23 protein-coding genes are annotated in these 24,561 nt (G+C 63.1%); 5 read left to right on the top strand and 18 right to left on the bottom strand.

The annotated features are described in order from the left end of the window. Nucleotide 1 precedes the first annotated feature (1 nt). Nucleotides 2-1,366 carry an NAD(P)/FAD-dependent oxidoreductase gene (locus V1283_RS39475; RefSeq protein WP_334391965.1) on the bottom strand — a complete coding sequence of 455 codons (1,365 nt, stop codon included), beginning with the start codon at nucleotides 1,364-1,366 and terminating at the stop codon, nucleotides 2-4. A 185-nt stretch (nucleotides 1,367-1,551) separates the two neighbouring features. On the opposite strand from V1283_RS39475, the gene V1283_RS39470 reads away from it, so the two are divergent. Further along, a complete protein-coding gene (locus V1283_RS39470) occupies nucleotides 1,552-3,159 on the top strand; it encodes a Na+/H+ antiporter (RefSeq protein WP_334391964.1) in 1,608 nt (535 codons plus the stop codon). 148 nt (nucleotides 3,160-3,307) lie between these two features. Here V1283_RS39470 and V1283_RS39465 read toward each other — a convergent pair whose 3' ends face one another. From V1283_RS39465 to ispG, 3 genes are all read right to left on the bottom strand, one after another. After that, nucleotides 3,308-4,645 carry a Rieske 2Fe-2S domain-containing protein gene (locus V1283_RS39465; RefSeq protein ID WP_334391963.1) on the bottom strand — a complete coding sequence of 446 codons (1,338 nt, stop codon included), beginning with the start codon at nucleotides 4,643-4,645 and terminating at the stop codon, nucleotides 3,308-3,310. A 177-nt stretch (nucleotides 4,646-4,822) separates the two neighbouring features. Further along, entirely contained in the window at nucleotides 4,823-5,716 is an 894-nt protein-coding gene (locus V1283_RS39460; protein ID WP_334391962.1) for a TauD/TfdA dioxygenase family protein, read from the bottom strand. 211 nt (nucleotides 5,717-5,927) lie between these two features. Next, a complete protein-coding gene (gene ispG / locus V1283_RS39455; protein ID WP_334391961.1) occupies nucleotides 5,928-7,214 on the bottom strand; it encodes a flavodoxin-dependent (E)-4-hydroxy-3-methylbut-2-enyl-diphosphate synthase in 1,287 nt (428 codons plus the stop codon). Nucleotides 7,215-7,479: 265 nt separating this feature from the next. On the opposite strand from ispG, the gene V1283_RS39450 reads away from it, so the two are divergent. Beyond that, the gene (locus V1283_RS39450) at nucleotides 7,480-8,355 is read left to right on the top strand and encodes a sulfurtransferase (RefSeq protein WP_334391960.1); all 876 of its coding nucleotides are present in this window, start codon (nucleotides 7,480-7,482) and stop codon (nucleotides 8,353-8,355) included. A 103-nt stretch (nucleotides 8,356-8,458) separates the two neighbouring features. Here V1283_RS39450 and V1283_RS39445 read toward each other — a convergent pair whose 3' ends face one another. Next, a complete protein-coding gene (locus V1283_RS39445; RefSeq protein WP_334391959.1) occupies nucleotides 8,459-9,397 on the bottom strand; it encodes a DMT family transporter in 939 nt (312 codons plus the stop codon). A gap of 32 nt (nucleotides 9,398-9,429) precedes the next feature. After that, on the bottom strand, nucleotides 9,430-9,915 hold the full coding sequence (locus V1283_RS39440; protein WP_334393337.1) for a Fur family transcriptional regulator: 486 nt from the start codon (nucleotides 9,913-9,915) through the stop codon (nucleotides 9,430-9,432). Between the two features lie 139 nt (nucleotides 9,916-10,054). On the opposite strand from V1283_RS39440, the gene V1283_RS39435 reads away from it, so the two are divergent. Genes V1283_RS39435 through V1283_RS39425 form a run of 3 tightly spaced genes read left to right on the top strand, consistent with a single transcriptional unit; the run spans nucleotide 10,055 to nucleotide 13,275 of the window. Further along, a complete protein-coding gene (locus V1283_RS39435; RefSeq protein ID WP_442895815.1) occupies nucleotides 10,055-10,549 on the top strand; it encodes a MarR family winged helix-turn-helix transcriptional regulator in 495 nt (164 codons plus the stop codon). Continuing rightward, nucleotides 10,542-11,714: an HlyD family secretion protein gene (locus V1283_RS39430; RefSeq protein ID WP_334391957.1), complete on the top strand. Its 1,173-nt coding sequence runs from the start codon at nucleotides 10,542-10,544 to the stop codon at nucleotides 11,712-11,714. The genes V1283_RS39435 and V1283_RS39430 overlap by 8 nt, the downstream gene beginning before the upstream one ends. A gap of 4 nt (nucleotides 11,715-11,718) precedes the next feature. Beyond that, a complete protein-coding gene (locus V1283_RS39425) occupies nucleotides 11,719-13,275 on the top strand; it encodes an MDR family MFS transporter (protein ID WP_334391956.1) in 1,557 nt (518 codons plus the stop codon). 44 nt (nucleotides 13,276-13,319) lie between these two features. On the opposite strand, the gene V1283_RS39420 is transcribed toward V1283_RS39425, so the two are convergent. From V1283_RS39420 to V1283_RS39365, 12 genes are all read right to left on the bottom strand, one after another. After that, nucleotides 13,320-13,787, bottom strand: coding sequence for a GyrI-like domain-containing protein (locus V1283_RS39420; RefSeq protein ID WP_334391955.1), 468 nt, complete (start codon nucleotides 13,785-13,787; stop codon nucleotides 13,320-13,322). Nucleotides 13,788-13,869: 82 nt separating this feature from the next. Beyond that, nucleotides 13,870-14,358 (bottom strand): SRPBCC domain-containing protein, encoded by a 489-nt coding sequence (locus V1283_RS39415; RefSeq protein WP_334391954.1) that lies wholly within the window; start codon nucleotides 14,356-14,358, stop codon nucleotides 13,870-13,872. A 12-nt stretch (nucleotides 14,359-14,370) separates the two neighbouring features. Continuing rightward, nucleotides 14,371-14,694 (bottom strand): ArsR/SmtB family transcription factor, encoded by a 324-nt coding sequence (locus V1283_RS39410; RefSeq protein ID WP_334391953.1) that lies wholly within the window; start codon nucleotides 14,692-14,694, stop codon nucleotides 14,371-14,373. Nucleotides 14,695-14,894: 200 nt separating this feature from the next. After that, a complete protein-coding gene (locus tag V1283_RS39405) occupies nucleotides 14,895-15,818 on the bottom strand; it encodes a DMT family transporter (RefSeq protein ID WP_334391952.1) in 924 nt (307 codons plus the stop codon). A gap of 52 nt (nucleotides 15,819-15,870) precedes the next feature. Then, nucleotides 15,871-17,700: a tannase/feruloyl esterase family alpha/beta hydrolase gene (locus tag V1283_RS39400; RefSeq protein ID WP_334391951.1), complete on the bottom strand. Its 1,830-nt coding sequence runs from the start codon at nucleotides 17,698-17,700 to the stop codon at nucleotides 15,871-15,873. Nucleotides 17,701-17,744: 44 nt separating this feature from the next. Beyond that, on the bottom strand, nucleotides 17,745-19,616 hold the full coding sequence (locus V1283_RS39395; RefSeq protein WP_334391950.1) for a bifunctional sugar phosphate isomerase/epimerase/4-hydroxyphenylpyruvate dioxygenase family protein: 1,872 nt from the start codon (nucleotides 19,614-19,616) through the stop codon (nucleotides 17,745-17,747). Beyond that, nucleotides 19,613-19,792, bottom strand: coding sequence for a hypothetical protein (locus V1283_RS39390; RefSeq protein ID WP_334391949.1), 180 nt, complete (start codon nucleotides 19,790-19,792; stop codon nucleotides 19,613-19,615). The genes V1283_RS39395 and V1283_RS39390 overlap by 4 nt, the downstream gene beginning before the upstream one ends. 144 nt (nucleotides 19,793-19,936) lie before the next feature. Then, nucleotides 19,937-20,677 (bottom strand): ABC transporter ATP-binding protein, encoded by a 741-nt coding sequence (locus tag V1283_RS39385; RefSeq protein WP_334391948.1) that lies wholly within the window; start codon nucleotides 20,675-20,677, stop codon nucleotides 19,937-19,939. 11 nt (nucleotides 20,678-20,688) lie between these two features. Further along, nucleotides 20,689-21,432, bottom strand: a complete 744-nt coding sequence (locus tag V1283_RS39380) for an ABC transporter ATP-binding protein (protein ID WP_334391947.1) — start codon at nucleotides 21,430-21,432, stop codon at nucleotides 20,689-20,691. Beyond that, nucleotides 21,429-22,427 (bottom strand): branched-chain amino acid ABC transporter permease, encoded by a 999-nt coding sequence (locus V1283_RS39375; protein ID WP_334391946.1) that lies wholly within the window; start codon nucleotides 22,425-22,427, stop codon nucleotides 21,429-21,431. The genes V1283_RS39380 and V1283_RS39375 overlap by 4 nt, the downstream gene beginning before the upstream one ends. Beyond that, the gene (locus V1283_RS39370; protein ID WP_334391945.1) at nucleotides 22,424-23,299 is read right to left on the bottom strand and encodes a branched-chain amino acid ABC transporter permease; all 876 of its coding nucleotides are present in this window, start codon (nucleotides 23,297-23,299) and stop codon (nucleotides 22,424-22,426) included. The genes V1283_RS39375 and V1283_RS39370 overlap by 4 nt, the downstream gene beginning before the upstream one ends. A 96-nt stretch (nucleotides 23,300-23,395) precedes the next feature. Further along, on the bottom strand, nucleotides 23,396-24,532 hold the full coding sequence (locus tag V1283_RS39365) for an ABC transporter substrate-binding protein (RefSeq protein ID WP_334391944.1): 1,137 nt from the start codon (nucleotides 24,530-24,532) through the stop codon (nucleotides 23,396-23,398). Nucleotides 24,533-24,561 lie beyond the last annotated feature (29 nt).

Raw genomic sequence — 24,561 nt, 5'->3', positions numbered from 1 at the left:
CTCAGACCTGCACACCGGCCGATGCAGCCACCGTGCCGCCGCTGCGGCGGCCAAGGTTGCCCCGGATCACGCGCATCACCACGGCCGGCTGCAGCAACCGTGTCGGCGACGCCTCCAGATTGGCGACCTCGAGAAAGGCGGTCGCCAGCTTTGCGTCGTAACGCGCGGCCATGTGCAGCTTGCCGATATACCAGTTGATGAAGCGTACTTTCGCCGGGCGCGCCCCCTGGACCTTCGGGTGCCGGAGGTCGTTGCCCACGGCAATGTTCCAGGGCGTATCGATCACATCAGCGGCGCGGGCGAGGAAGCGCCGCGCCAGATCGGCCACGCCGGCATCGAGGCATTCGCGCAGCAGCATCGCTTCCTGCGCCGCCACCGTCATGCCCTGGCCGTAGACCGGATTGAAGCTGCACAAGGCGTCGCCGAACACCAGATAGCCATTCGGGAAACGCGCCAGCCGCTCATAGCGTCGCCTCAAGTTCGCCGGATAGCGATAGCGGACGAAATCGCCGAGCGGCTCGGCATGGGCGACGATGTCGTAGATGTCAGACGTCGGCAATGAGCCGGCATAGGCGGCGAACAACTGGTCGTCGTCGGGGGCATGATCGCCGAAATAGCCGCCGATCGAGACGATCCAGCGGTCCTCGGCCTGGTACAGCACGACGCCGTTGCGCCAGTTCGGCCCGCTGCCGGCGACCACGACCGCAAGCTTGCCGTCAAGATCGGTTGGGCGGCGGCGATAGTGTCGCGTGGTGTAGCCTACCCCGATCTCGATCCGCTCTTCTTCCGGCTTGGCGAAACCAAAACTCTCGAGCCAGGCCGGGCTCGACGAGCCGCGGCCGGACGCATCGACCACGAGATCGGCCGTGATGCGGTGCTCGGCGCCGTTACCGATCTTGACGCGGACGCCCTTGATTGTCGCGTTGCTGTCGTCGGCGATCAGCTCCTGCACGGCGCAATTCTCGATCACGCGCACATTCGACAAGGCCATCAGGCGGCGGCGCACATGGCCTTCCAGCACCGGCCTGGCAGCCAGCAATCCGACCAGATCGCTTGGGGCCGATTTGAGCGTGACGCCATGGCCAATCCAGTTCACGTCGCCTGCGATATCGCCGCGGACGCCGCCGCTGGCGACGACCTGGTCGGTCCAGCCCGGGAAGAAATGCTCGATCACGTTGCGGCCGCGCGCCAACAGGCCATGCGCATGGCGGCCTTGCGGCACGCCCTTGCGCGGAATATCGGACTGCGGAAACGCATCGCGCTCCAGCACGGTAACGACGGCATAAAAATCCGACAGCGCACGCGCGGCCAAAAGGCCGCCCATGCTGGCGCCGATTACAATCGCATGCTGACCAATATGTTTCATCGCAATGCTCCCGCCCTCTTTCGCCTGCCAACGCAGGGTCTTTGCTGGTACGGGGGATTGATCGGGCGGGTTCTGATGCTGACGTCACAAATTTGTCAGGGACGGCCTGAAACCACGTCGACCTTCGTCCGTGAGCACCCCCACGGCATTGACCTTGCAGAGCTTCCTTGCGAAGGGGAGCCATCATGGAAGCCAAATTTCAGATCTATGTCATCCTGCTGGCGGTGCTGGCCGGTGTCGCGCTGCTGGCGCGGCGAATCAGTGTGGCGCCGGCAATCCTGCTGCTGCTCGCCGGCATTGGCCTTGCCTTCGTTCCGGGTATGCCGACGGTGGAACTGCCGCCCCAATTGGTGCTGCTCGTATTCCTGCCGCCGCTGATTTACTCGGCGAGCGTCGCGATGAGCTGGCGCGAGTTCAAGGCCAATCTCCGGCCGATCATTCTCCTCTCGGTCGGCTGCGTGATCTTCACCGCCTCCGCCGTCGCGAGCGTCACACATTACCTGATCGGCCTGCCCTGGAGCATCGGCTTCCTGCTCGGGGCCATCGTCGCGCCGCCTGATGTCGTGGCGCCGCTGGCGATAGCCCGCAAGCTCGGCATGCCGCGCCGCATTCTCGTGGTGCTGGAGGGCGAGGGGCTGGCCAACGACGCCACCGCCTTGATCCTCTACCGATTCGCGGTGGCGGCCATTTCGACCGGGATGTTCTCACTGCCGAAGGCAAACGGCACTTTCGTGGCCATCGTCATCGGCGAGATCCTGTTTGGACTGGCGGTTGGCTGGCTTTCGCTGCGCGCACGGCACCGCGCGCGCGATCCGCAGGTCGAAATCACGCTGTCCCTGATCACGCCCTACCTCGCTTACTGGATTCCCGAACATTTCGGTGGATCCGGTGTGATCGCCACGGTCGCCTGTGGCCTCTACATCAGCTGGAACGGCCCGCTCCTGATCTCGTCCGCCACACGCCTGCAGGGCATCTTCTTCTGGGACCTCGTGATCTATCTTGTCGAGGGCCTGCTGTTCCTGCTGACGGGATTCCAGATGCGGTTGCTGTACGAGAAGTCGAAGGCGTTTCCGCTTCAGGAAATCCTGTTCACCAGCGCACTGGTAGCGGTGGTCATCATCGTCGCGCGGTTTGCCTGGGTCTATCCCGCAACCTATTTGCCACGCCTGCTCAGCAAGCGCACCCGCGAGCGGGATCCGGCGCCATCCTGGCAAGCGTCGTTCGTGGTCGCTTTTACCGGCGTGCGTGGCGCGGTTTCGCTGGCCGCGGCGCTGGCGTTACCGTTCGCGCTGCCGAACGGAGAGGCCTTTCCCTATCGCGACATGATCCTGTTCGTCGCCTTCGGCGTCATTTTCATCACACTGGTGGGCCTGGGGACAAGCCTGCCCCTGGTGGTGCGATGGCTCGGCATCACCAAGGACGGTCGCGCCGAACATATCGCCGAACATGAATCTGAAATCGCGGCGCGGCGCGAGGCGCTTGATGCGGCGCTCAGGTCGCTCGACGCCATCACTGACGACCGCGAACTATCCGACGAGGTCGTCAAACTGTTGCGCTCGCGGCATGAAATCCGCAGCAACCAGCTTCCGGACTCGCTCGATCCCAACGGCCACGATGTCTCGGCGGCCGGCACCGCCCTGACGCGGGAATTGATCGCAGCGGAGCGGAAATTCATCCATCTCTCGCTGCGCGACGGCAAGATCACCGACGAAACCAGGCGGCGGATCGAGCGCGACCTCGATCTGGAAGAAGCAAGCCTGAGCAATCGGGAATATCGGAAGATTCCGCTATAGCGATTCCCTCCATCGTCGTCCCGGCGAACGCCGGGACCCATACGCCGCGGCGGTGGTTGTTTAACACGATGGTTGACGGCTTTCGCTCAACAATTATCGCTGGTGGTTATGGGTCCCGGCGTTCGCCGGGACGACGAGAGAGTATGCCCTACTCCGCCGCATCCCTTCCCGAACGGCCAACGAAACCCGCCGCGTCGCCGAACCGCTCGATCATGACAGCCGTCAGGTCCTTGGCCTTGCTGGTGACGCAGGCGCCGGAGCGCACCGCATAACGATCCTGATGCTTCAGATGCGGCGGTGCGTCGCCCTTCTGCAGTGCGCGCGCGGCATCCATCACCAGCTTGCGGAAATGCATGATGCCGAGATCGGTCGGGCCGAGATGCTCGCGGGTGCGATCGGCGATCGGCCCCTGGCTGTCCTGCACGGCGGCGTCCTGCTCGGACACGCCCTTGATGCCGGTGTAGCTATGGGTCTTCTGCAGCTTGCGATCGATCAAATAGTCATTCGCCTTGTTTCGCAGCGGAATGTAATTCTCGTCGACCTCTGACATCACGCCGTTGCCGCGGTCGTAGCCATCGCACTCGGCCTGCGTCAGCGGGCGCTCCGGATTCCAGGCATAGGTGAAGATCCAGCAGCTGGTATCGGTCACCGGAATGAAACTCTGGCCGAAAATATTCTCGCCGGGCATCGAGCTCGGCGCATAGGCATGCACCGGCATCAGGAACTGGGCGATACGCCAGTAGATATTGTCGGAGCCGGTCAACCGCCCGCCCGCGACCGTAAGGCCGGCCTCGTGCGGATTGATCTTGATCACGGGGCGCGGGTCCTCGGCGATCCACCTCATGTGGTCGGTGGCCACGCGTGTCAGCGGATTCACAAAATGCTTCTTGATGTCGAGGATCTCGTTCTCTTCCTTTTCAAAGGAGAGATGCGCGAAGGTGAAATGCGCGGTGTCGATCGAGCCTTCGAGCGCCTGCACCCAGTTGCAGTCCTGCCATTTCTTCGAGACGTAACGATGCGAGGCCGGCACCAGCGCCATTTCCAGATCGGGCAATTCGGGCATCTGGTCCGCCGGGCCCATATAGGCCCAGACCATGTCGCCCCATTCCCGCACCGGATAGGACTTGATGCGGATCAGGTCCTTGGCATTGAGGTCGGGATAGGAGGTCGGCATGTCGACGCAGCGGCCGTCGGTATCGAACTTCCAGCCGTGATAGACGCAGCGAATGCCGCATTCCTCGTTGCGCCCAAGCCAGAGATTGGCGCCACGGTGCGGGCAATATTGATCGATGACGCCGACCACGCCGCGACTGTCGCGGAAGGCGAGCAGTTCCTCGCCCATGACAACAATCTTCTTCGGCGTGCCGTCGGCTTCCGGCAATTCCTCCGACAACAGCACCGGGATCCAGAAGCGGCGGAGCAATTCGCCCATGCCGGTGCCTGCACCGCTCTCGGTGAGGAATTTGTTGTCTTCTGCGCGGAGCATAGGGCACCCTCCGGGTTCTTTGTTTTGCTTTTGCCGAAGATTGGCGCAGACGCTGCGAGGCGTCAACGCGAATGCATCATGGCCGCAATGCAATCGTAGGGCGGGTTAGCGTTGCGTAACCCGCCGGCTTTTGCGCGATGGTTGGCGGATTACGCTTCGCTAATCCACCCTGCGAAATTACACCGGCCTCTCGCCCTTCACCGTCACCCGCGTGCCCGACCTTGTGTGCGGCCAGTAGTCCCACATCGCGCGGTGCTGCGCGCAGCGGTTGTCCCAGAATGCGATGGCGTTTTCCGTCCAGCGGAAGCGGCACTGGAACAGCGGGTTTTCCGCGTGCTGGTAGAGATAGGCGAGCATGGCGTCGCTCTCGTCGCGGGGGACACCGATGATGAAGCGGGTGAAGCCGCGGTTGACGTAGAGCGCCTTCCTGCCCGTCACCGGATGGGTGCGCACCACCGGATGCTCGGCGCGTGGATATTCGACCCGATCGGCCACGCCGTAATTGGCGTAGAGCCCGCGATAGGTCTGCTCGCCGTCGTGCAGCGCGGTGAGCCCGTCGAGATAGGCCTTCATGCGGTCCGACAGCGCCTCATAGGCGGCATACATGTTGGCGAACAGCGTGTCGCCGCCGCGCGGCGGGCATTGCTTGATGTAAAGGATCGACCCCATCGGCGGCTCGACGTCGCAGGACACGTCGGTGTGCCAGCCCTCGCCGTTGGCGCGCGGGGAATCCTTGTCGGCATAGATTTTCATCAGCGCCGGATCGCCCTCGTTGGGCGCGGCCGGATGCACATGCAATTCGCCGAACTTGCGGCCGAAGGCGAGGTGCTGGTCGGGGCTGATGTGCTGGTCGCGGAAGAAGATCACGAGATTTTCGGCGAGCGCGCGATGGATCTCGTCCATCTGCCGATTGGAGCGCGCATCGTCCGAGACGAGCTTGCCGATATCGACACCGGAAATTTCCGCACCGATGATCGGCGTCAGTTTCTCGACGGCGATGGTCTCGTAGGGATCAGATTCTCCGGCGATATGCCGATAGCGCGGACCCTGCTTGCCGGACAACGAAGACATGGGCGTTCTCCCAATCGTTCTTGATTGGGATCATCGTAGCCCGGATGGAGCGAAGCGCAATCTCTCCGCTTGGTCGTCCCGGCCAAGCGAAGCGCGAGCCGGGACCCATAACCACAGGGGCACGTTGTTGCGGAGGCTGGAGCGCAGCCTGGCATAACCACGAAGCCCTGTGGTTATGGGTCCCCGCGTTCGCGGGGACGACGGAGAGAGGTTACTCCGCCGCCGTCGTCTCCGGCGCCTTGGCGCCGGCGCCATAACGCTGGTCGATATAATCGATCACCAGCGCCTTGAAGTCGGCGGCAATGCTCGGCCCGCGCAGGGTGCGGAACTTCTTGCCGTCGACAAACACGGGCGCGGCCGGGGCTTCGCCGGTGCCGGGAAGCGAGATGCCGATATTGGCGTGCTTGGATTCGCCGGGGCCGTTGACGATACAGCCCATGACCGCGACGTTGAGGGTTTCGACGCCGGGATATTGCGTCTTCCAGCCCGGCATTTCCTCGCGGATGAAATCCTGGATCGAGCGCGCCAGTTCCTGGAACGTGGTCGAGGTGGTGCGGCCGCAGCCCGGGCATGCCGCAACCAGCGGCACGAAGGTGCGGAAGCCCATCGTCTGCAGCAGTTCCTGCGCGACCTGAACTTCCAGCGTGCGGTCGCCGCCGGGCTCGGGGGTGAGCGAAATCCGGATGGTATCGCCGATGCCGTCCTGCAGCAGGATGCCGAGCGCCGCCGACGACGCCACGATGCCCTTCGAGCCCATGCCGGCTTCGGTCAGGCCGAGGTGGATCGCGTAGTCCGAACGCGAGGCGAGCGTCTGGTAGACCGCGATCAGGTCCTGCACGGCGGAAACCTTTGCCGAAAGAATCATCTTGTTCTTGGGCATGCCGAGCTCTTGCGCCCGCGCCGCCGACAGCAGGGCCGACTGCACCATGGCTTCGCGGGTCACCGCGCGTGCATCGCGCGGGTTGGCTGAAGCCGTGTTCTCGTCCATCAGCCTGGTCAGCAGTTCCTGGTCGAGCGAACCCCAGTTGGCGCCGATACGGACCGCCTTGTTGTTCTTGTTGGCGATCTCGATGATGTCGGCGAACTGCGTGTCGCGCTTGTTCTTGAAGCCGACATTGCCGGGATTGATGCGGTATTTGTCGAGCGCCTCGGCGCAGGCCGGATATTCGGCGAGCAGCTTGTGGCCGATATAGTGGAAGTCGCCGATCAGGGGCGTGGTGATGCCGCGCTTGCGCAGGCCGTCGCGGATATGCGGAACAGCAGCAGCCGCCTCGTCTCGATCGACGGTGATGCGCACCATTTCCGAGCCGGCGCGCGACAGCGCCGCGACCTGCGCGATCGTGCCGTCCACATCGGCGGTGTCGGTGTTGGTCATCGACTGCACGACGATCGGCGCACCCCCGCCGACGGCAACATTGCCGACCATGACCTGGGTGGTTTTATGCCGGGCGCGGGGGCCTGCGACGTCGTCTTGCGGAATTATTTCGGGCTTGTTCATGGGGCCTCGAATATCAGGTTTTGATGACATTCACCAAGAGGGAGGCGAAGGCGCAGTGCGCCTCGTCACACAGGGATTTTTACGTTGTGTATTCAATAGCTTAGGCCAGCGACGGCGGCCGAAAGCAAGGCAAAAGACCTTGGTCTTCCGTTAACCGCTATATTGGACAGGAATCGTTGAATTGAAAGGGCGAGCGCACATCCCGGCCGCCTTTTCATAGCCCGATGCGGGCCCTAGCATCGGCCAAAATAACCGGAGGCCAACAATGCAGGGGCGCAACGGGCTCATTTCTGCGGCGGAACTCGCTGATATTCTGGACCAGGCCGACCTGCGCCTGTTCGACTGCACCACTTATCTCGAACCCGCGCCCGAAGGCAGCAGCCAGCCCTATCTCGCCGTGCCCGGGCGGCACACGTTCGAGGCCGGGCATATTCCGGGCGCGGATTTTCTCGACCTGCAGGGCGAGTTCTCCGATCCCAATACCGAGCTTCGCTTCATGATGCCTGACGTCGCGCATCACGAGCGGGCGTTCGGCCGACACGGCGTGTCCAACGAAAGCCGGGTCGTGCTCTACAGTATCGGCACCCCGATGTGGGCGACGCGGTTCTGGTGGATGCTCCAGTCGCTCGGCTTCGAGAACGCCGCGGTGCTCGACGGCGGGCTCGACAAATGGAAGCTCGAAGGCCGCGCGCTCGAAGCCGGACCGGCGAAGGGATATCCGCCGGCCGCATTCACGGCAAAGCCGAGGGGTGGATTTTTCGTCGACAAGCATGAGACGCTCGCCGCTACCTCCGAGCGGGGCACCGTTGTCGTCAACGCGCTCGGCCCGCAGTTTCACCGGGGACTCGAGCCCAGCCGCTACGGCCGGGCCGGCCGCGTGCCTGGTAGTTGCAACGTGTCGGCCGCGACGCTGCTCGATCCCAGGACCAAGGCCTTTGTCCCGCTTGGCGAGGCGGAAGCCAAATTCAAGGCGCAGGGCATTACGAAAGACAAGCGTGTGGTCGCCTATTGCGGTGGCGGCATCTCGGCGACCGTCGATCTCTTCCTGCTGCACCAGCTCGGCTACGACAACCTCACCCTTTATGATGGCTCGATGGGCGAGTGGGCCAAGGATGCATCGCTGCCGATCGAGACGGGGTAGGCTCTTGCCCCCGCCGTCATTCCGGGGCGATGCGAAGCATCGAACCCGGAATCTCGAGATTCCGGGTCTGGTCCTTCGGACCATCCCGGAATGACGGAAAAAGCTACGCCGGCAGGTTCGGATCCGGCGTGACCTTCGGGTCCGGCTTGTTCACGAGATAAAGCCCCGCAATGACCAGCAGCGCCGCGACGCCGAAGGCGATGGTCAAGGTATCGTGCATGATGAAGTAGGCGGCGACGACGCCGAACAGCGGCGTCATGAAAGTGAACGACGATAATTTGCTCGGCGAATAGGTCTTCACCAGCGCGAACCACAGCACGAAGGTGCAACCCACCACCCAGATCGCCTGATAGGCCAACAGCGCGATCGACAGCGCGCCCGGCATGTGCGTGATCTTTTCGCCAAACAGCCACGATGCAAAGCCCAGGATCGGGATCGATACCGCGACCTGGTAGCCGAGTGCTTTTTCCGGCGCCGCGTTGCGCAGCCGCGTGCCCTTGGCGATCAGCGTGGTCGCGCCCCACAGCGCGCCGCCGCCCACCACCAGCAGGTCGCCCAGCAACACCTTGGCATCGACGTTCGCCTGCGGCACGCCGATCGCGAGCGCGACGCCAGCGAAACTGAGCCCCAGTCCACCCCATTGCAGCATACTCAGACGTTCGCCGAGAAACTGGTAGGAGCCGAGCGCGACGAAGAACGGCGCGGTGTAGAGAAACACCGCCGCGCGCGACGCCGAGGTGAACACCAGCCCGGTGAAGATCAGCACGAACTCGATACCGAACAACGTGCCGGCCAGCAGGCCAGGAGCCAGCGAACCGTCGCGCTCGAAGAATTTCACACCGCGCAGCCAGCCGGCGAACAGCATCACCGGCAGTGCGCCGGCGGAACGGATCAGTGCCTGCAGCATCGGCGGCACGTCGGGCAACGCGAGCTTGACCGCGATCTGGTTGAACCCCCAGCTCAGGCACAGCATCAGCATCAAGGCGATGGCGCCCGGGGTGAGCGCACGCCCGGCGGAAGAGATCACTTTGTTCGACGACATCTATCCTCGTGGCCGGCTTGGCGCCGTGTTCATTATTTTTGGCAATGCGCGCAGGTGCCGGCGATTTCGACGACGGAAAGCTTTGGTGCAAATCCGGACGCCCGCGCCGCTGCGTTGAGACTTTGCGCGACCGGAGCTGCCGGGATCTCGCCGACCGAGCCGCAATGATCGCAAATCAGGAACGCCACCATCGAGGTTTCGTCATGATCATGCGCGCAGGCGAGGAAGGCGTTGCGGCTCTCGATCCTGTGAACGAGGCCGTTCTCCATCAAAAAATCGAGAGCGCGGTAGACCGTGATCGGCGCCGGCCGCGGCATCGACTTGGCGAGTTCGTCGATCACCTCATAGGCGCCGAGCGGGCGGTGGCTCGACAGCAGAGCCTGCAGCACCTGGCGCCGGATCGGGGTGAATTTCTGCGTCCGCCGCGCGCAGACCGCCTCCGCATGCGCCATCGCTTCCGCGGTGCAGCGGCCGTGATCGTGGTCGGGCGCGGGAAATGTCGGCTTTGTCAGGGTCATCTCGGGCTTTTGTAGCATTTTGACCGCCAATCCCAAAGCCCGGCCGCCTCCTGGTTCCCAGCCATGTGCTGGAAGCGGATCAGGCCACTGTTAACGCGTCATGCAGAATTCATAAGCAAGCTTATAATATCGCAAGCTTATGGAGGCGAGGCCCATGCGCGGTTCCGTGGATATGAACTTCCTGTTTACGCTCGGCGAGGTGCAGCGGATGATGCGCGCCTATGCCGATCGGCAGGCGGCGCGCTACGGCATCACGCGCGCGCAATGGGCGGTTCTGGCCAAGGTCGAGCGGACCGAGGGTCTGAAGCAGTCGGAACTCGCCGAACAGATGGAGATGCAGCCGATCACGCTGACGCGGCTGATCGACAAGCTCTGCGACAATGGCTGGATCGAACGCCGCGGCGACGAGAACGACCGCCGCGTCAACCGCCTTTATCTGCGCAAGGCCGCGCGTCCCCTGCTCGGCAAGCTCGCCGGGCTTCGCTCCGAACTGACGGCGACCGCGCTCGACGGCATCAACCCCACTGATGCCCACCGCCTTCTCGACCAACTCGACCTGATCAAGGAGAACGTTCGCAACGCGATCCAGCATCCGGCGAACCAACCTCCTCGAAAGGAACAGCGCTATGGCTGATCCCGTGCTCAAATTTCCGCCCGAACAGAAGGGCAATCCCGCATCTCCGGAGTCGCGGCCGAAACTCGCGGCCGAGCCGCGCCGCCGCCTGATGGCCGGCATGCGCCGCTACCGCCGATTCCTGCTGCTGGTGGTGTTGCCGCTGGTCGCGCTGGTGGCCGGCGTCACGTTCTATCTCAATGGCGGCCGCTACGTGACCACCGACGACGCCTATGTCGGCGCGCAGAAAGTCCTGATCACGCCCGACATCTCCGGCAAGATCGAGAAGGTCGTGGTGAAGGAAGGTCAGCAGGTTGCTCCCGGCGACGTGCTGTTCGAGATCGATCCGGTCCCGTTCCGCCTCGCCGTGGCGCAGGCCAAGGCCAGCCTCGCGCAGGCCAACGTCACCTATGACAATCTGATCGCCGACCTTCGGATCTACGGCCAGATGAGCGATCTTTCGCAGCAGGGCATGGACCTGAAGAAGCGCGACGTCGACCGCAAGTCGGCGCTGGTGAAGAACAATTTCGGCTCGCAGCTCGACCTCGACAATGCTTCCACCGCGCTCGTCACCGCGAGTGCGCAATACCAGTTGCTGCAACAGAAGATCGCCACCGCCAAGGCGCAACTGCTCGGCAATCCCGATCTGCCGCTCGCCGAATTCCCGCCCTATGCCCAGGCCAAGGCGGCGCTCGACCAGGCCCAGCGCAACCTCGACCACACCGTGATGCGCGCGCCGATGGCCGGCATCGCCACGCAGGTCGAACAGATCCAGCTCGGCCGTTTCGTGATGGCGGGTGCACCGGTGTTCAGCATCATCGACACCTCGAACCCGTGGGTCGACGCCAACCCGAAAGAGTCTGATTTCACCTATGTCACGGTCGGGCAGACCGTTACGATCGAGGTCGATGCCTTCCCCAATCATGTGTTCAAGGGCACGGTCGGGTCGCTCTCGCCCGGCACCGGCGCGCAATTCGCGATCCTGCCGCCGCAGAATGCGTCGGGCAATTTCGTCAAGGTAGTGCAGCGCGTCCCGGTGCGAATCTATTTCGACCAGAACGACAAGTTTGTTCGCAAGCTGAAGGCCGGCATGAGCGTCTACGCCACGATCGACACCAACCATCGCCGCTCGCTGCCGGCCTTGCTCGGCATGTCGCCGGCGGTAGCGAACCAGGACCACGAATAACGCGATGACGACGGGCGCACCATCGGCTGCTGTTCCCGGCCTGCGCCGGAACATGGTGACGATCTGCGCCATGACGGCGACGATCATGCAGGCGCTCGACACGACGATCGCCAACGTCGCACTGCCCTACATGCAGGGCACGCTGTCGGCGTCGCAGGACCAGATCAACTGGGTGCTGACCTCCTATATCGTCGCCGCCGCGATCATGACGGCGCCGGTCGGGTGGATCGCCAACCGCTTTGGCCGCAAGCGCATCTTCATCATCTGCTCGGCCGGCTTCACCATCGCCTCGGTGATGTGCGGGCTGGCGCAGGACATCGGCCAGATGGTGCTGTTTCGTTTGCTGCAGGGCGTGTTCGGCGCGGCGCTGGTGCCGCTGTCGCAAGCGGTCATGCTCGACTCCTATGCGCTGCATGAGCGCGCGAAAGCGATGGCGATCTGGGGCATGGGCGTGATGATGGGGCCGATCATGGGCCCGTCGCTCGGCGCCTGGCTGACCGAGACCTATTCCTGGCACTGGGTGTTCTTCGTCAATTTGCCGTTCGGCATCATCACCGTGCTCGGCCTCGTGATCTTCATGGACGAGACCAGGAAGGACGTCGCGCTGCGCTTCGACTGGTTCGGCTTCACCGCGCTGGCGATCGCGATCGGCGCGCTGCAGCTTGCTCTCGACCGCGGCGAGCAACTCGGCTGGCTGGAATCCAACGAGATCATCGCCGAGTTCATCATCGCCGGTATCGGTTTCTACTATTTCCTCGCGCACTCTTTGACGACCGACCGGCCCTTCATCCAGTTCGCCTTGTTCAAGGACAGGAATTTCGTCAGCGGCTGTGTATTCATGGCCGTGATGGGGCTGGTGCTGTTCTCGACGATGGCGCTGTCCTCGCCGTTCCTGCAGAACGTGATCGGCTATCCCATCATCACCGCCGGGCTTCTGCTGGCGAGCCGCGGCTGCGGCACGTTTGTGGCGATGATGCTCGTCGGTCGCATCATGCGCTACATCGAGGCGCGGACGCTGATCATCTCCGGCCTCAGCCTGACCGCAGCTTCGCTGTTCTACATGACCGGCTGGACCGACCAGACCGGCGCGACCGAAATCGTGGTCATTAGCGTTGTCCAGGGCTTTGGCTTCGGACTGGTGTTCGTGCCGCTCTCCACCGTGGCGTTTTTGACCTTGCCCAATCATCTGCGCACCGATGGCACCTCGATGCTGACCTTGATGCGCAATGTCGCCAGCTCCATCGGGATCTCGCTCGTCATCGCGCAACTGACGCAAGGTTCGCGCTACACCTACGCAGTGCTGTCGGAGCATATCAACCCGTTCAATCACGCGCTTCAAATGCCAAACGTGCGCGGCATGATCGATCTCACCACCGACACGGGCCGCGCCATGGCGGACGTGATGGTCAAGGTACAGGCCCAGATCATTGCATTCTCGCACGACTACCAGATGGTGATGATCTTCACGGCTTGCGCGATCCCGCTTGCCATCATGATCGGCTCGACCAAGGTCGCCCTGCGCGCCCAGTCGGCCGCGCCTGACCATGCGGTGATCGAGTAGGATTTTCTCGCCGCGAATTTTCTCCGCCTCGAGACTGGCTAATCCTAACCCTCCACCAGTTCCTTGCTGAGCACCGTCCGCCAGGCGTGTGGATCAGCGCTCTGCTCCGGGCCGACCGCATAGGATTCATAGAGGCCGTCCACGGTTCTGTGTCCCGCGGCCTTGATCATGCCGATGAATTCGCCCCACGCACCGCCGAGCCCTTCGTAGCCGCCGTGATAGGTGGTCTGGACGATATTCATCGCGGACCACTGCCCCGGTTTCACGCGATTTACCGGCGCAACGGGCGTGGCGACCGGCAGGCATATCTCGAAATCGAAGACCTCGCCGGGATTGCGAACATGGTGGGTGAACCACGGGCCGGTGACCGCAACGTTCTGCGCGGCGATGGCCGCCTTCAATTCGGCCAGGCCGGGCCCCATGACCTTGCGAATGTCTTCGCGCGGAACCGTGATCGGAATCAATGCCGTGAGCTGTGGTTTGGTTTGAACGATACGAAACGGTTCGATCACGGCTACTCTCCAGATTTAGATATGTTCGCAGAAGTGAGCTTCTTCGCTCATTTCATCCAGCCGACGTGGCGCGGCACATGCTTCAGTGGTTGAGCGCCGGGGATGATTTGAGTGTCGTCTCGAGCCGGACGTAGCTTGCTTCCATTCCGTGCTCCATGCCGGTCGACAGCATGGCGGCCCGCGTCGCGGCATCGGGCAAGGTCATCCGCATGGTCATCAATGTACCGGTCCCATCAGGCGCGAAGGTCGTTTCGACGTGGTTGTCCGGCGTCGCATCGGGCATGTGCATCCGCTCGACATGAACGAGCCGGCTGAAGGGCACCAGTTCGAGATACTCGCCCGTCACATAAAATCCGGCGCCTTCGCTGTTCGTCCACTCGTAGCGGATCTTGCCGCCTGGTCGCGCCTCGTTGATGCAAACCGGCATCGTCCAACCGTCCGGACCGAGCAGCCACTTCTGGATCAGCGCCGGCTCGGTGTGTGCGCGATACACTGCTTCCGGCGCGGCGGCGAAGTGCCTGGTAATAACGACATGGCGGTCGCCTTCGGTCTTCAGCGTCATCTTGCTCATGGGGTTTGCCTTTCACTCTTCGGTTTTCATGGCGGCCAGAACGTCGTCGAGCCGGTTGTAATTCGCGGACAGGGCTTGCCGCAGCATCGCAAGCCATTGGTCGATCTCGTTGACGGCTGTCGGCGCCAGCCGGCACGGCCGCTTGGTGCCTTCGACGCGGCGGATAATCAGCCCTGCGCCCTCGAGCACCTTGAGATGGCGGGAAATGGCGGGCTGCGTCATTTCGAACGGCTCGACCAGCTCCATGACGGTGGCTTCGCCAAGCGCGAGACGCGCCAGGATCGCCCGGCGTGTCGGGTCGGCCAGCGCGGAGAAGGAAGCATCGAGGTTCGACATCGTACATCTCAGATCAGTTATATAACTAATTCATTATATAACTGATTTATTATTGTCAAGTCGATGCGACGGCCCCGGTCACACGCCGGGCGACGCGGAACGGCCCGAAAGAAGAGCGACGCCTCAGGTGAAGTTGGCGATGCGCGCATCGAGCGCGAAGACGCCTTGGTAGATTTCCGGATAAGGCAGCCGATGTCGCGTTATGGGGGCGACTTGCCCTGCTTGGCCTGCAGGCTCAACCACATGCCGCCGAGCGACAGCGCGCCGCCGATCAGATGGATCACGGTCGGCGCCTCGTGAAGAAACAGGATCGAGAGCACGGCGCTGACGATCGGCCCAAGATAGAGGCTGAGCGAAGTCGACACCGCGCCGAACTTCGCGCCGAGATAGGCATAGGCCGAATAGGCGAAAAGGCCGGGGACCAATCCCGCGAACAGATAGACCAGCGCCGCACGCCCGCTGAAGGCGGCTGATGGTGCGGACCACATTTCGTGGATGGCGAAGGGCAGCGAGAACATTGCACCTGCCGCCGCGAAAAGGCCGATCCGCGCCAGAAAGCTCACGCCGCTGCCCACACGATTCTGCAGCAAGGTGTAGCCAGCCCAACCCACCATCGCGAACAGTGCGAGCAGGTCTCCGATCGCCACGCCTGACCCGACGGCGGCTTGTCCCTTACTTATGATCAACGCGGCGCCCGCCAGCGAGAGCAGCATGCCGATGATCTGGTTTCGATGGATGGCTTCCTGGCCCGAGATGAAAGAAAACAGCAGCACCGCGAGCGGCGCGAGCGCCATGATCAGCGCCAGATTGATCGCCGAGGTCGTAACACCGGCGACATAGACGGGGCCGCCGCAGACGAACATGCCGAGGAAACCGGCCGCCACTATGCCAAAGCCCTGCCCGCGTAACGCGCCGGGCTTTTCGCGCAACGCCATCACGACAGCCGGCAGCAGGCCGAGCGCCACGATGCTCCAGCGAAAGAACGCGATCGAGAACGGCGGTACGCTTCCCGCAACGCCACGCGCCAAGATCATGTTGGAAACCTGAGCGGTTGCCACCAGCAGAAAGCCGAGCAGGCCCAGCACTTCGCGTGCCCTGGTGGCGGCTTCCTTGGGCTCGATCATGTTCAATCCGGTACTGACGCTCCCGCCGACGACACGATCCTATCCCGCGGGCCTACCGGCAGCTATAGCTCGAAGTCTGCTTCGCATCGCCATTACCGTTCCACGTCGTCCGCAGCGGATAGACGCAGACGGGGTAGCTGACACTGTTGTCGCGCGACGTCAGCATGATTTCACCAGGCGCTGTGCCCTTCTCGACCCAATCCACCAGTGTGGTGAAGAACTGATCCTGCTCGCGCGTCGGTGTCTGGTTGGCGTTACCAGGTAGTTTTGGTAACGGCACAGTGTCGTTGTTGCCGCCAACCGTATAGGCCCGGCCCTGCGAAGAGTGCGCCGAACCCGGCAGCAAATACATCCGCATGAACTTCTGCACCTCGGCATGGCCGCCCATCGCCGCCGCCACGCGCTCGTGATAATTGATGTTGCCGGCAGGCGGGATCGCGTCGTCGACAAGTCCACTGTAGACGATGACCTTGCGGCCGAGATCGCGCAGCTTCCCAAGGTCAGCCTTGTCCGTAATGAGGTCGCTGAACAGCGTCGGCTGCAATGCGACGCCCTTGTTCACGGCGTCGGCGAGCCCGGCGTAATCCAGTTCGCGCCATTTGTTGCGCACGTCAGTCGAGACGTTCGTGATCGGATCGCCCGATGCCGTGCTGGCGTCGGGAGCGTAGCTGACGTCGTGCAGCGCCAGCGCGACGCCGAGGGATGAGGCATTCGTGATCTGGCCGCCGATGGCGGTGCTCCTGGTGAACGTCCACCAGAGCTGGTTCTTGCCGAGCGATTTACCGGAACGCGCTTCCGCGCTCTGCGCGGCATCGAAACTTCCGTCGCTGGTGGCGCCGTACCAGATCCTGTTCAGCGCGTTGGCCTCCTTCGGGCTCATGCAGGTCGCAGCATCGGCATTATTTCCTGTAACACCCTCGCCGCCCACTCCCGCGCACAGCATGTCGGCGTCGCGCGCGGGATCGTAGTCGCAGGTGAAGGGATCGAGCAGGAAACCGAGACCCGCCTTGTCGCAGGCGGCAACGGCGCGCTTGTTGGCGGCAGCGACCTTGGCGGCAAAGACTGCGGCCTCCGGCTTGTTGGCCGCGGTGAAGCCGAGTTCGGTCTTCATCACGATCTGCGGATAGAGCCCCGCCGTGCCGAATTTCGCGATGCTCAACGCCGGCTGGGCGATCATGTAACCGTCGTAGAGCTCCGGATATTCCTGGGCGATCTTCATGCCCTGCCGGCCGCCCTGCGAATGGCCGTCATAGTAGGCATATTTCGGCGCCTTGCCGTAATAGAGGTTGACCAGCGCCTTGGTCTTGACGGCCTGCTCCACCATGGCGCGCACGGAGAAATCACGAAGCGATTCCACGTTGACCTTGCCGTCGGACAGAAACGCGAATGAGCCATCCTGATACCAGGGTTGGCCCGCGTCCGTCGTGCCCGACGCATAGCCGATATTGGCATTGACGATGGCCGGCACCTTGCTGCCGATCTTGTCGGCATAGCGATGACCGCCGCCGACCCATCCGCCGCCGCCATAGTTGCGGATGCGCTCGTTCCAGTTGGCATGCGTCGGCAGCCAGACCTCGATGCCGATGCCTTCGGACCAGGAGCGCGCGGTCTTATCCTTCTCCGCCGTCGCGCCGGGGCCGACCAGCAGCTTCACCAGGCAAAGGTCGGCTGCCGCTGTCACCGGCTGCGATGCGTCGGGCGCCTTCAGCTCCTCGCCCTTCTTCACCAGCCGGACTGCGACGACCGACGTATCGGCGTCGGGACGAAAGGCCGTCTTGATGCCGTCATCGCAGGAAAGCGGATCGGCCAACGCCGGTGTCAGATACCCGCAGGCGGCGAGGAGCAATGCCGCACCAATACAGTTCCCTTTCATGATCGACATCGTCCCGCTTCCCTTTCAGTCTTTTTGTTTTCGATCCCCGATTGTCACGCCTTCGGCATCGTCAGTGGCCGCGATTCCCGCGTCTGGGCGGCGAGCCTGATCGCGGCGTTGGCGGCGCCGAAACCGTGATAGTTACGACGCTCGACGATCTCGAAGAAGAACCGCTCGTCGAAGGCATGGGTATAGACCTGGAAGAACTCGCCCTCGCCTTCGCGGTCGTAGAGGATCTGGTTGTCGCGAAGGGCTGTCATGGTCGCGGCGTCGAGGCCGTATTTGGCTTCGATATCGTCGTAGTAATTGTCGGGAATCTTCAGGAAGTCAGCACCGCGCGAACGCATGTCGGCGACCGCGGCGAAGATGTCGCGACAGGAGAACGCGACGTGCTGCACGCCGGAGCCGAAGAATTCGTGGATGAATCGCGCCGACAGCGTGCGTGTCGCCGACGAGCCGTTGAGCACCACGCGCAGGCTTTGATTGCCATTGATCAGCGCCTGGCTCTGCACGAGGCCAACCGGATCCGCGATTTCCATCTGCGGCAGGCGTTCGAGATCGAGAATGCCGGTGTAAAACAACAGCCATGACAGCATCTCGTCATAGGGCATCGACTGCGAGATGTGGTCGACGGCATCGAGCCGATCGGTAGCCGCATCGCTGCGCAGCGCCTCGAAATCGAGGTCCCAGTTCTTGCCGGCCTCCTCCAGGAAATACAGCAGGCTGCCGCCGACGCCGCGGATCGCGGGAATTTCGAGTTCGCCCGGCCCGACGGGTTGATAGAAGGTTCGCGCCTTCAACGCCTCCGCCCGCGCCATGGTGCTGCCGGCGTCATCCACATCGACGGCGATGGCGCAGACACCGGGGCCATGCGCGACGAAATGCGAATGCGCAAAGCCGTCCGGCTCGCAGTTGATCACGAGGTCGATATGACCCTGCGACCAGCGTTCGACATCCTTGCTGCGATGCGCGCCGGTCTTGCGAAAACCAAGCTGGCCGAACAGCGCCGCGAGATCGTTAGCCTTCTCCTCGCTGACGGCAAATTCAATGAAGCCGACCCCGCGGCTGTGCGCCTTCGGCCGTAACGGCGATGCCGCAGCGCCCGACGCCGCGCCACGGACGTCATCCTCAAGCAGAATGAGGGAGCGCAGTCCGTCGGTCGCGGTGCGGACGGCGGAGCCGGCGCGAAACTGGTCGTTGAATATCTCCAGCGATATCGGGCCTGCATAGCCGGTGGCGAGCACGGCTTCCATAAACGCGGCAACCGGCAAATCGCCCTGCCCCGGGAAGCAGCGGAAATGCCGGCTCCAGGACAGCACATCGAGGCCGAGTTTTGGCGCATCAGCCAGTTGCACCAGAAAGATCTTGTCGGCCGGGATCGATTGTATAGGCAACGTCGGAAACGACGGCGCCAGCGCATGAAAGCTGTCGAGAATGATTCCGATCGATTGGTGATCGGCGCGCCGCACGATTTCCCAGGCATCCCGATAGTCGTTGACGTGACGCCCCCAGGCGAGCGCCTCATAGCCAACGCGCAAGCCACGTGAGGCGGCGCGGTCACCCAGTTCGCGGAAATCGGCGGCCGCGCGGTCGATGCCACCGAGTGACGCAGGCGAAATATTGCTGCAGATCAGCATCAGATCGGTCTGCAACTCCTGCATCAGATCGAACTTGCGCTCGGCGCGTGCGAAATTACGTGCGCGCTGTGGCTCCGGCATGCCTTCGAAATCGCGGAATGGCTGGAAGGCGCAGATCGAAAGCCCGAGATCCCGGCACATCTGGCCGACGTCGCGCGGGCTGCCGCTGAACGAAAGCAGGTCGTTCTCAAAAATCTCGACGGCATCGAAGCCGGCCGCGGCGATCGCCCGCAGCTTTTCATCGAGCGCGCCGCTCAGCGAAACTGTTGCAATCGAGTGTTTGCTCATGCGGCCTGCTCCATGATCCGATCAGGGAAAACGCGTGTGCCTGACAGCGCCGCCTCGCGCACTGCCTCGACCACGGCCAGCGTCCCCATGGCGTCCTCGACGGAAATCAGCGGGACTTCGCGTTTGGCGATTACCGCACGGAAATGCCGGAGCTGCTCGATCAGCGGATCGTCCAAGGGCACATCGACCAGCGAATGCTTTTGCCTCAGACGACGGATCTGCGATCCCGGCCAACGCGCAATCAGGCGACGCCGCGATCAGCTCGATATGCCTGCGGCCGATCAACCCCGCACCCGCTACGCCGATCCGCATCACGCCGGTCATGCCGCCGTCTCCGTCATGGCGCCACCCAGGAATAGTTGTCCGATGCGGGGATCGTTCAGAACGCGCTCGGCCGTGTCGACAAGCCGGGTCTGGCCGAGCTCGAGCACGATGCCGTAATCGGAAATCCCGAGCGCGGAGCGGGCGTTCTGCTCGATCATCAGGATCGACACGCCGCGGCCGCGGAGGTCTTTCAGAATGTTGAAGGTCTGCTGCACCATCAGCGGCGAAAGCCCGATCGACGGCTCGTCGATCAGCACCAGTTGCGGATTGAGCAGAAGGCCGCGCGCGACTTCGAGCTGCTTCTGCTCGCCACCCGACAGCGTGGACGCCTGCTGCGCTGCCTTCTTGCGCAGCACCGGGAATTTATCGAGCGCCGCCTCGATCCTCGCGGGCAGATCGGTGATATCGCGGCCGGCGACGACGGCGCCGAGCTGGATGTTGTCGCGCACAGATAGCTCGGGGAAGATATTGCGGCCCTGCGGCACGTAGCAGATGCCTGATGTCAGCAATTCGCGCTGGCTCAGCCCGGTGAGGTCACGTCCTTTGAATACGACCCTGCCTTCGCGCAGCTTCAACAGGCCGAAGATCGCCTTGAACACGGTGGATTTGCCGGCGCCGTTCGGGCCGATCACGGTGGTGATGGAGCCCGCCGGCACCGAAAAACTGGTGCCGTTGAGGATCGTCATCTTGCCGTAGCCGCCGACGAGGCCTTGAACATCCAGAATGGCGTCGTTCATGGATCGATTCCTCAGTGGCCGAGATAGGCTTCGATGACGGCGGGGTTGACGCGGACTTCGGCCGGCGTGCCCATCGCCAGCAGCTTGCCTTCCGCCATCACCATGACGCGCGTGCACAGCGACATCACGAATTCCATGTTGTGCTCGATGACGACGAAGGTGGCGCGCTTCTCGCGGTTGATCGCCGCCAGCCGCTCCTTGAGATCGCCGAGCATGGTGAGGTTGACGCCGCCGGCGGGCTCGTCGAGCAGCACCAGCCGCGGCCCGCCCATGAACGCCATCGCGGCATCGAGCAGTTTTTGCTGGCCGTAGGACAGGCCGCCGGCGGCTTCGGTAGCAAGATGATCGAGCTTGAAGAAGCCGATCATCTGATCGGCCGCCGCCGATAATCCTGCGTCGGAGGGGCCGAACAGCCGCGACACCATGTTGCCCTGATGCTCCTGCCCCGCGAGGATCAGGTTCTCCCGCACCGACAGTTTTGGGAACACTTGCAGAAGCTGGAAGGTGCGGCTGACGCCTAAACGATTGAGCTCCGACGGCCGCAATCCGGTAACGACCTTGCCGTCAACCTTCACCTCGCCACCGGTCGGCGTGAGCTGGCCCAGGATGCAGTTGAAGAGCGTGGACTTGCCGCAACCGTTCGGGCCGATCAGCCCGAGGATTTCGCCTTCCTGCACGTCGAAGCTGACGCCATCGACGGCCTTGATGCCACCAAAACTCTTTTTGATATCGTTGACTTCGAGCACCGCGCTCATGATGCGGCCTCCAGCTTCGATTTCGCGACCGCGCGCAGCGCCGACGCCGCCTTGGTGCGGCGCTCGGCCAGATAGCGATCGAGGATGCCGAGGATACCGGTCGGCGAATAGATCAGGAGCAGCATCACGGCGACCGCGTAGAGCATCAAATAATAGCCCTGCGTGAAGCGCAGCCATTCCGGCAGCAGCACCGCAATCATGGCGCCGAGGAACGGTCCGAAAAAGAATCCGGAACCGCCGACGATGACCATCATCAACAGATCGAGCGAGAGCGAGAGGTTGAAGGGAACCGGATCGATATATTGCGTCAGCGGCGCATAGAGCGTGCCGGCGACGCCGCCGAGCGCCGATCCGATCGCGAACGCCATCAGGGTGTAGCGCCGCGTGTCGATGCCGAGCGACAGCGCCCGCACCGGATTTTCGCGCAACGCCACGAAGGCGCGGCCCCAGGGCGAGCGGATCAGCCACCACATCGCCAGCGAGACGAGCGCAAGCGAGCCGAGGCAGAAATAGTAGAACGGCAGCGGCCGATTGGTGGCGAAGCCCAGGACATTGGGCCGTGGAATGTTGGAGATGCCGTAGATGCCCTTGGTGAGCCAGTCCTCGTTGCGGAACACCAGGAAGGCGAGCGTCGAGAACGCCAGCGTCACGAACGCGAGATAGTGATGCTGCACGCGCAGCGCCGGATAGCCCAGAATCCAGCCGATGGCGAAGCACAGTATGATCGCAACGCCGAGCGCCGCAATCAGCGGCATGCCCTGCGTGGTCATGATCGCCGCCGCATAAGCGCCAATGCCGACGAATGCGCCCTGCGCCAGCGAAACCTGGCCGGCATAGCCGAGTGTCAGATTGAGCCCCATCGCGGCGATCGTCATCACCGCCCACTGGCTCAGGATGAACAGGCCGTAGCGGTTGAAGTTCATGGGCACAATGATCAGGGCCGCGATCACGGCGACGCCGAGTGCGATGCGTAGATATTTGCCCGTGGCGGTCATACCGTGCGTTCCTCGGGCCGGCCGAGCAGGCCTTGCGGACGGAACAGGATGATGACGATCAGGAGGATCAGCGGCACCGCGGCGCGGTACTGCGTCGACACATAGGCCGCGGACAGATTGTCGACGACGCCGATCAACAGCCCGCCGGCGATGGCACCGCGCACCTGATTGAAGCCGCCGACGATCGCCGCGATGAAGGCCGCCTGCCCGAGCACTTCGCCGGAGGAGAATTTCGCCAGATAGATCGGCGTGATCAGCAGCGAGGCCAACGCCACCAGAAACGCGTTGATCAGGAAGGTCAGCAGGATCATGCGCTCGACCGGCACGCCGATGATGCGGGCGACCGTCGGATTCTGCGCCGTCGCCTGCATCTGGTGGCCGATCGAGGTGCGGTTCAACAGCGCGGTCAGGCCGATCACCACCGCGATCGCGAGCGCGAGCACGCCGAGGCTCTGCAGCGAAACCACCCGGCCGAGGATCGAGACGTCACCGGCCGGCACGATGGACGGGAATGGCGACGCCTCCGCGCTGAAGAACTGCTTCACTGCTTCCTTCATGCCGATCGCCAGCGCCATGGTCGCAATCGCCAGCGGCAGCACGCCGTGCCGCAGCATCGGATCGACCAGCAGCAGCTTGAAGCCGAGCCCAAGCAGCAGCAGCGACAACAGGATACCGAGGATGATGGCGAGCCAGAACGGCGCGCCGGCATGCATCACCGCCAGCATCAGGAACGCGGGCAGCATGACGAATTCGCCCTGCGCGAAATTGATGGTTTGCGACGTCTGCCACAGCAGCGTGAAACCGACTGCGACAAGCGCATAGATCGCCCCGGTCGCAAGGCCCGCCACGAGAAGATCGAGCAGATTGGACATGTCCCTCACCGTCACATGCGGCCGATATCAGTGCCGTTTCGCGATGCCTGATCGCGACGGGGGCGCGTTCTTTCGCGCGCCGCCCGCGGCCGTAGCTCAGTTCAGTTTCGGCAGCACCTGCTTGACGACCTGCTTGCCGTCGACGATCTCGACCAGGAACCCCTGGCGGTCGATGTCGCCCTTCTCGTCGAAGGTCACATCCATCAGGATGCCGGGCTCGCTGGCGGCCTTGATGGTGAGGCCGTGCAGATTGTCGGCGAACGCCTTGGCGTCGACCTTGCCCATCTTCTCGGTGGTGGCCTTGATCATGTAGATCGCGAGATAGCCCTTCAGCCCGTTATGATCCGGCACGTAGTTGTACTTCTTGGCGAACTTCTCGCGGAACGCCTTGACCAGATCGATCGGCGCATCGGTGGTCAGGCCGACATGGCCGCGCGCGCCGTTCGCCGCGTCGCCTGCGAGTTCGACGACCTTCTGACCGACCAGCGTGGTCTCGCCCATCAGCGGCACTGATATCGCCTGGCGCTTCAGCTCTTTGAGCATCCGCGCGCTCTCTTCCTCGTTGACATAGACGAACACGGCGTCCGGTGCGGCCGCCTTGATCTTGCTGACGTCGGCAGCGAAATCGGCCTGTCCGGCTTCCGTGGAAATATCGGCGGCGACCTTGATGTTGTACTTGGCGAATTCCCTGGTGATGACGTCGCGACCGCCTTTGCCGAAATCGTTGTTGACCCAGACGATCGCGACCGATTTCGCCTTCAGCTCGTCGTTGATGTATTTGGCGACCTTCGGCATCGAGGATTGCTGGCCGAACGAGGTGCGGAACAGAACCTTGTTGCCGCCCTGCGTCAGTTCGGCGGCTTCGCCACCCATGATCTGCGTAATTCCAGCTTCGGCGGCGAGCGGCGAAGTGACCTTGACCGATCCGGAATAGCCGGGTCCGAGCAGGACATAGGGTTCGTTGTCGAGCGCCTTCTGCAGCTGCGCGCGTGCGACGCCTGGATTCGACTGCGAATCCGCATGCGTGACTTCCAGCTTGCGGCCGAGGATGCCGCCTTTGGCGTTGATTTCCTCGATCGCAAGATCGATGCCGTTTTTCCAGTTGTTGCCGACGGTAGCGCCGCCACCGGACAATTCGGCGACATCGGCGAGCTTGATCGGCGCTCCCTGCGCGAATGCGGCCACGGCCGACACGGTGGCAAGCAGGAGTCCTGCGAAAATCCCAGATCTCATTTCCATCCCCTCTTCTCGTTACAACAAGC

The sequence above is a fragment of the Bradyrhizobium sp. AZCC 2262 genome (genome assembly GCF_036924535.1).
GTDB lineage: Bacteria > Pseudomonadota > Alphaproteobacteria > Rhizobiales > Xanthobacteraceae > Bradyrhizobium.
This window is presented reverse-complemented; position numbering and strand designations above follow the sequence as displayed.

Excerpts from the sequence above, each read along its gene's own strand:
- V1283_RS39415 (WP_334391954.1), bottom strand. The coding sequence starts at position 14,358 with ATGAGCAAGATGACGCTGAAGACCGAAGGCGACCGCCATGTCGTTATT.
- V1283_RS39450 (WP_334391960.1), top strand. The coding sequence starts at position 7,480 with ATGCAGGGGCGCAACGGGCTCATTTCTGCGGCGGAACTCGCTGATATT.
- V1283_RS39365 (WP_334391944.1), bottom strand. The coding sequence starts at position 24,532 with ATGAGATCTGGGATTTTCGCAGGACTCCTGCTTGCCACCGTGTCGGCC.
- V1283_RS39465 (WP_334391963.1), bottom strand. The coding sequence starts at position 4,645 with ATGCTCCGCGCAGAAGACAACAAATTCCTCACCGAGAGCGGTGCAGGC.
- V1283_RS39385 (WP_334391948.1), bottom strand. The coding sequence starts at position 20,677 with ATGAACGACGCCATTCTGGATGTTCAAGGCCTCGTCGGCGGCTACGGC.
- V1283_RS39395 (WP_334391950.1), bottom strand. The coding sequence starts at position 19,616 with ATGAGCAAACACTCGATTGCAACAGTTTCGCTGAGCGGCGCGCTCGAT.
- V1283_RS39430 (WP_334391957.1), top strand. The coding sequence starts at position 10,542 with ATGGCTGATCCCGTGCTCAAATTTCCGCCCGAACAGAAGGGCAATCCC.
- ispG (WP_334391961.1), bottom strand. The coding sequence starts at position 7,214 with ATGAACAAGCCCGAAATAATTCCGCAAGACGACGTCGCAGGCCCCCGC.
- V1283_RS39440 (WP_334393337.1), bottom strand. The coding sequence starts at position 9,915 with ATGACCCTGACAAAGCCGACATTTCCCGCGCCCGACCACGATCACGGC.
- V1283_RS39435 (WP_442895815.1), top strand. The coding sequence starts at position 10,055 with ATGGAGGCGAGGCCCATGCGCGGTTCCGTGGATATGAACTTCCTGTTT.
- V1283_RS39405 (WP_334391952.1), bottom strand. The coding sequence starts at position 15,818 with ATGATCGAGCCCAAGGAAGCCGCCACCAGGGCACGCGAAGTGCTGGGC.
- V1283_RS39425 (WP_334391956.1), top strand. The coding sequence starts at position 11,719 with ATGACGACGGGCGCACCATCGGCTGCTGTTCCCGGCCTGCGCCGGAAC.
- V1283_RS39410 (WP_334391953.1), bottom strand. The coding sequence starts at position 14,694 with ATGTCGAACCTCGATGCTTCCTTCTCCGCGCTGGCCGACCCGACACGC.
- V1283_RS39400 (WP_334391951.1), bottom strand. The coding sequence starts at position 17,700 with ATGTCGATCATGAAAGGGAACTGTATTGGTGCGGCATTGCTCCTCGCC.
- V1283_RS39370 (WP_334391945.1), bottom strand. The coding sequence starts at position 23,299 with ATGTCCAATCTGCTCGATCTTCTCGTGGCGGGCCTTGCGACCGGGGCG.
- V1283_RS39470 (WP_334391964.1), top strand. The coding sequence starts at position 1,552 with ATGGAAGCCAAATTTCAGATCTATGTCATCCTGCTGGCGGTGCTGGCC.
- V1283_RS39445 (WP_334391959.1), bottom strand. The coding sequence starts at position 9,397 with ATGTCGTCGAACAAAGTGATCTCTTCCGCCGGGCGTGCGCTCACCCCG.
- V1283_RS39380 (WP_334391947.1), bottom strand. The coding sequence starts at position 21,432 with ATGAGCGCGGTGCTCGAAGTCAACGATATCAAAAAGAGTTTTGGTGGC.
- V1283_RS39475 (WP_334391965.1), bottom strand. The coding sequence starts at position 1,366 with ATGAAACATATTGGTCAGCATGCGATTGTAATCGGCGCCAGCATGGGC.
- V1283_RS39460 (WP_334391962.1), bottom strand. The coding sequence starts at position 5,716 with ATGTCTTCGTTGTCCGGCAAGCAGGGTCCGCGCTATCGGCATATCGCC.
- V1283_RS39375 (WP_334391946.1), bottom strand. The coding sequence starts at position 22,427 with ATGACCGCCACGGGCAAATATCTACGCATCGCACTCGGCGTCGCCGTG.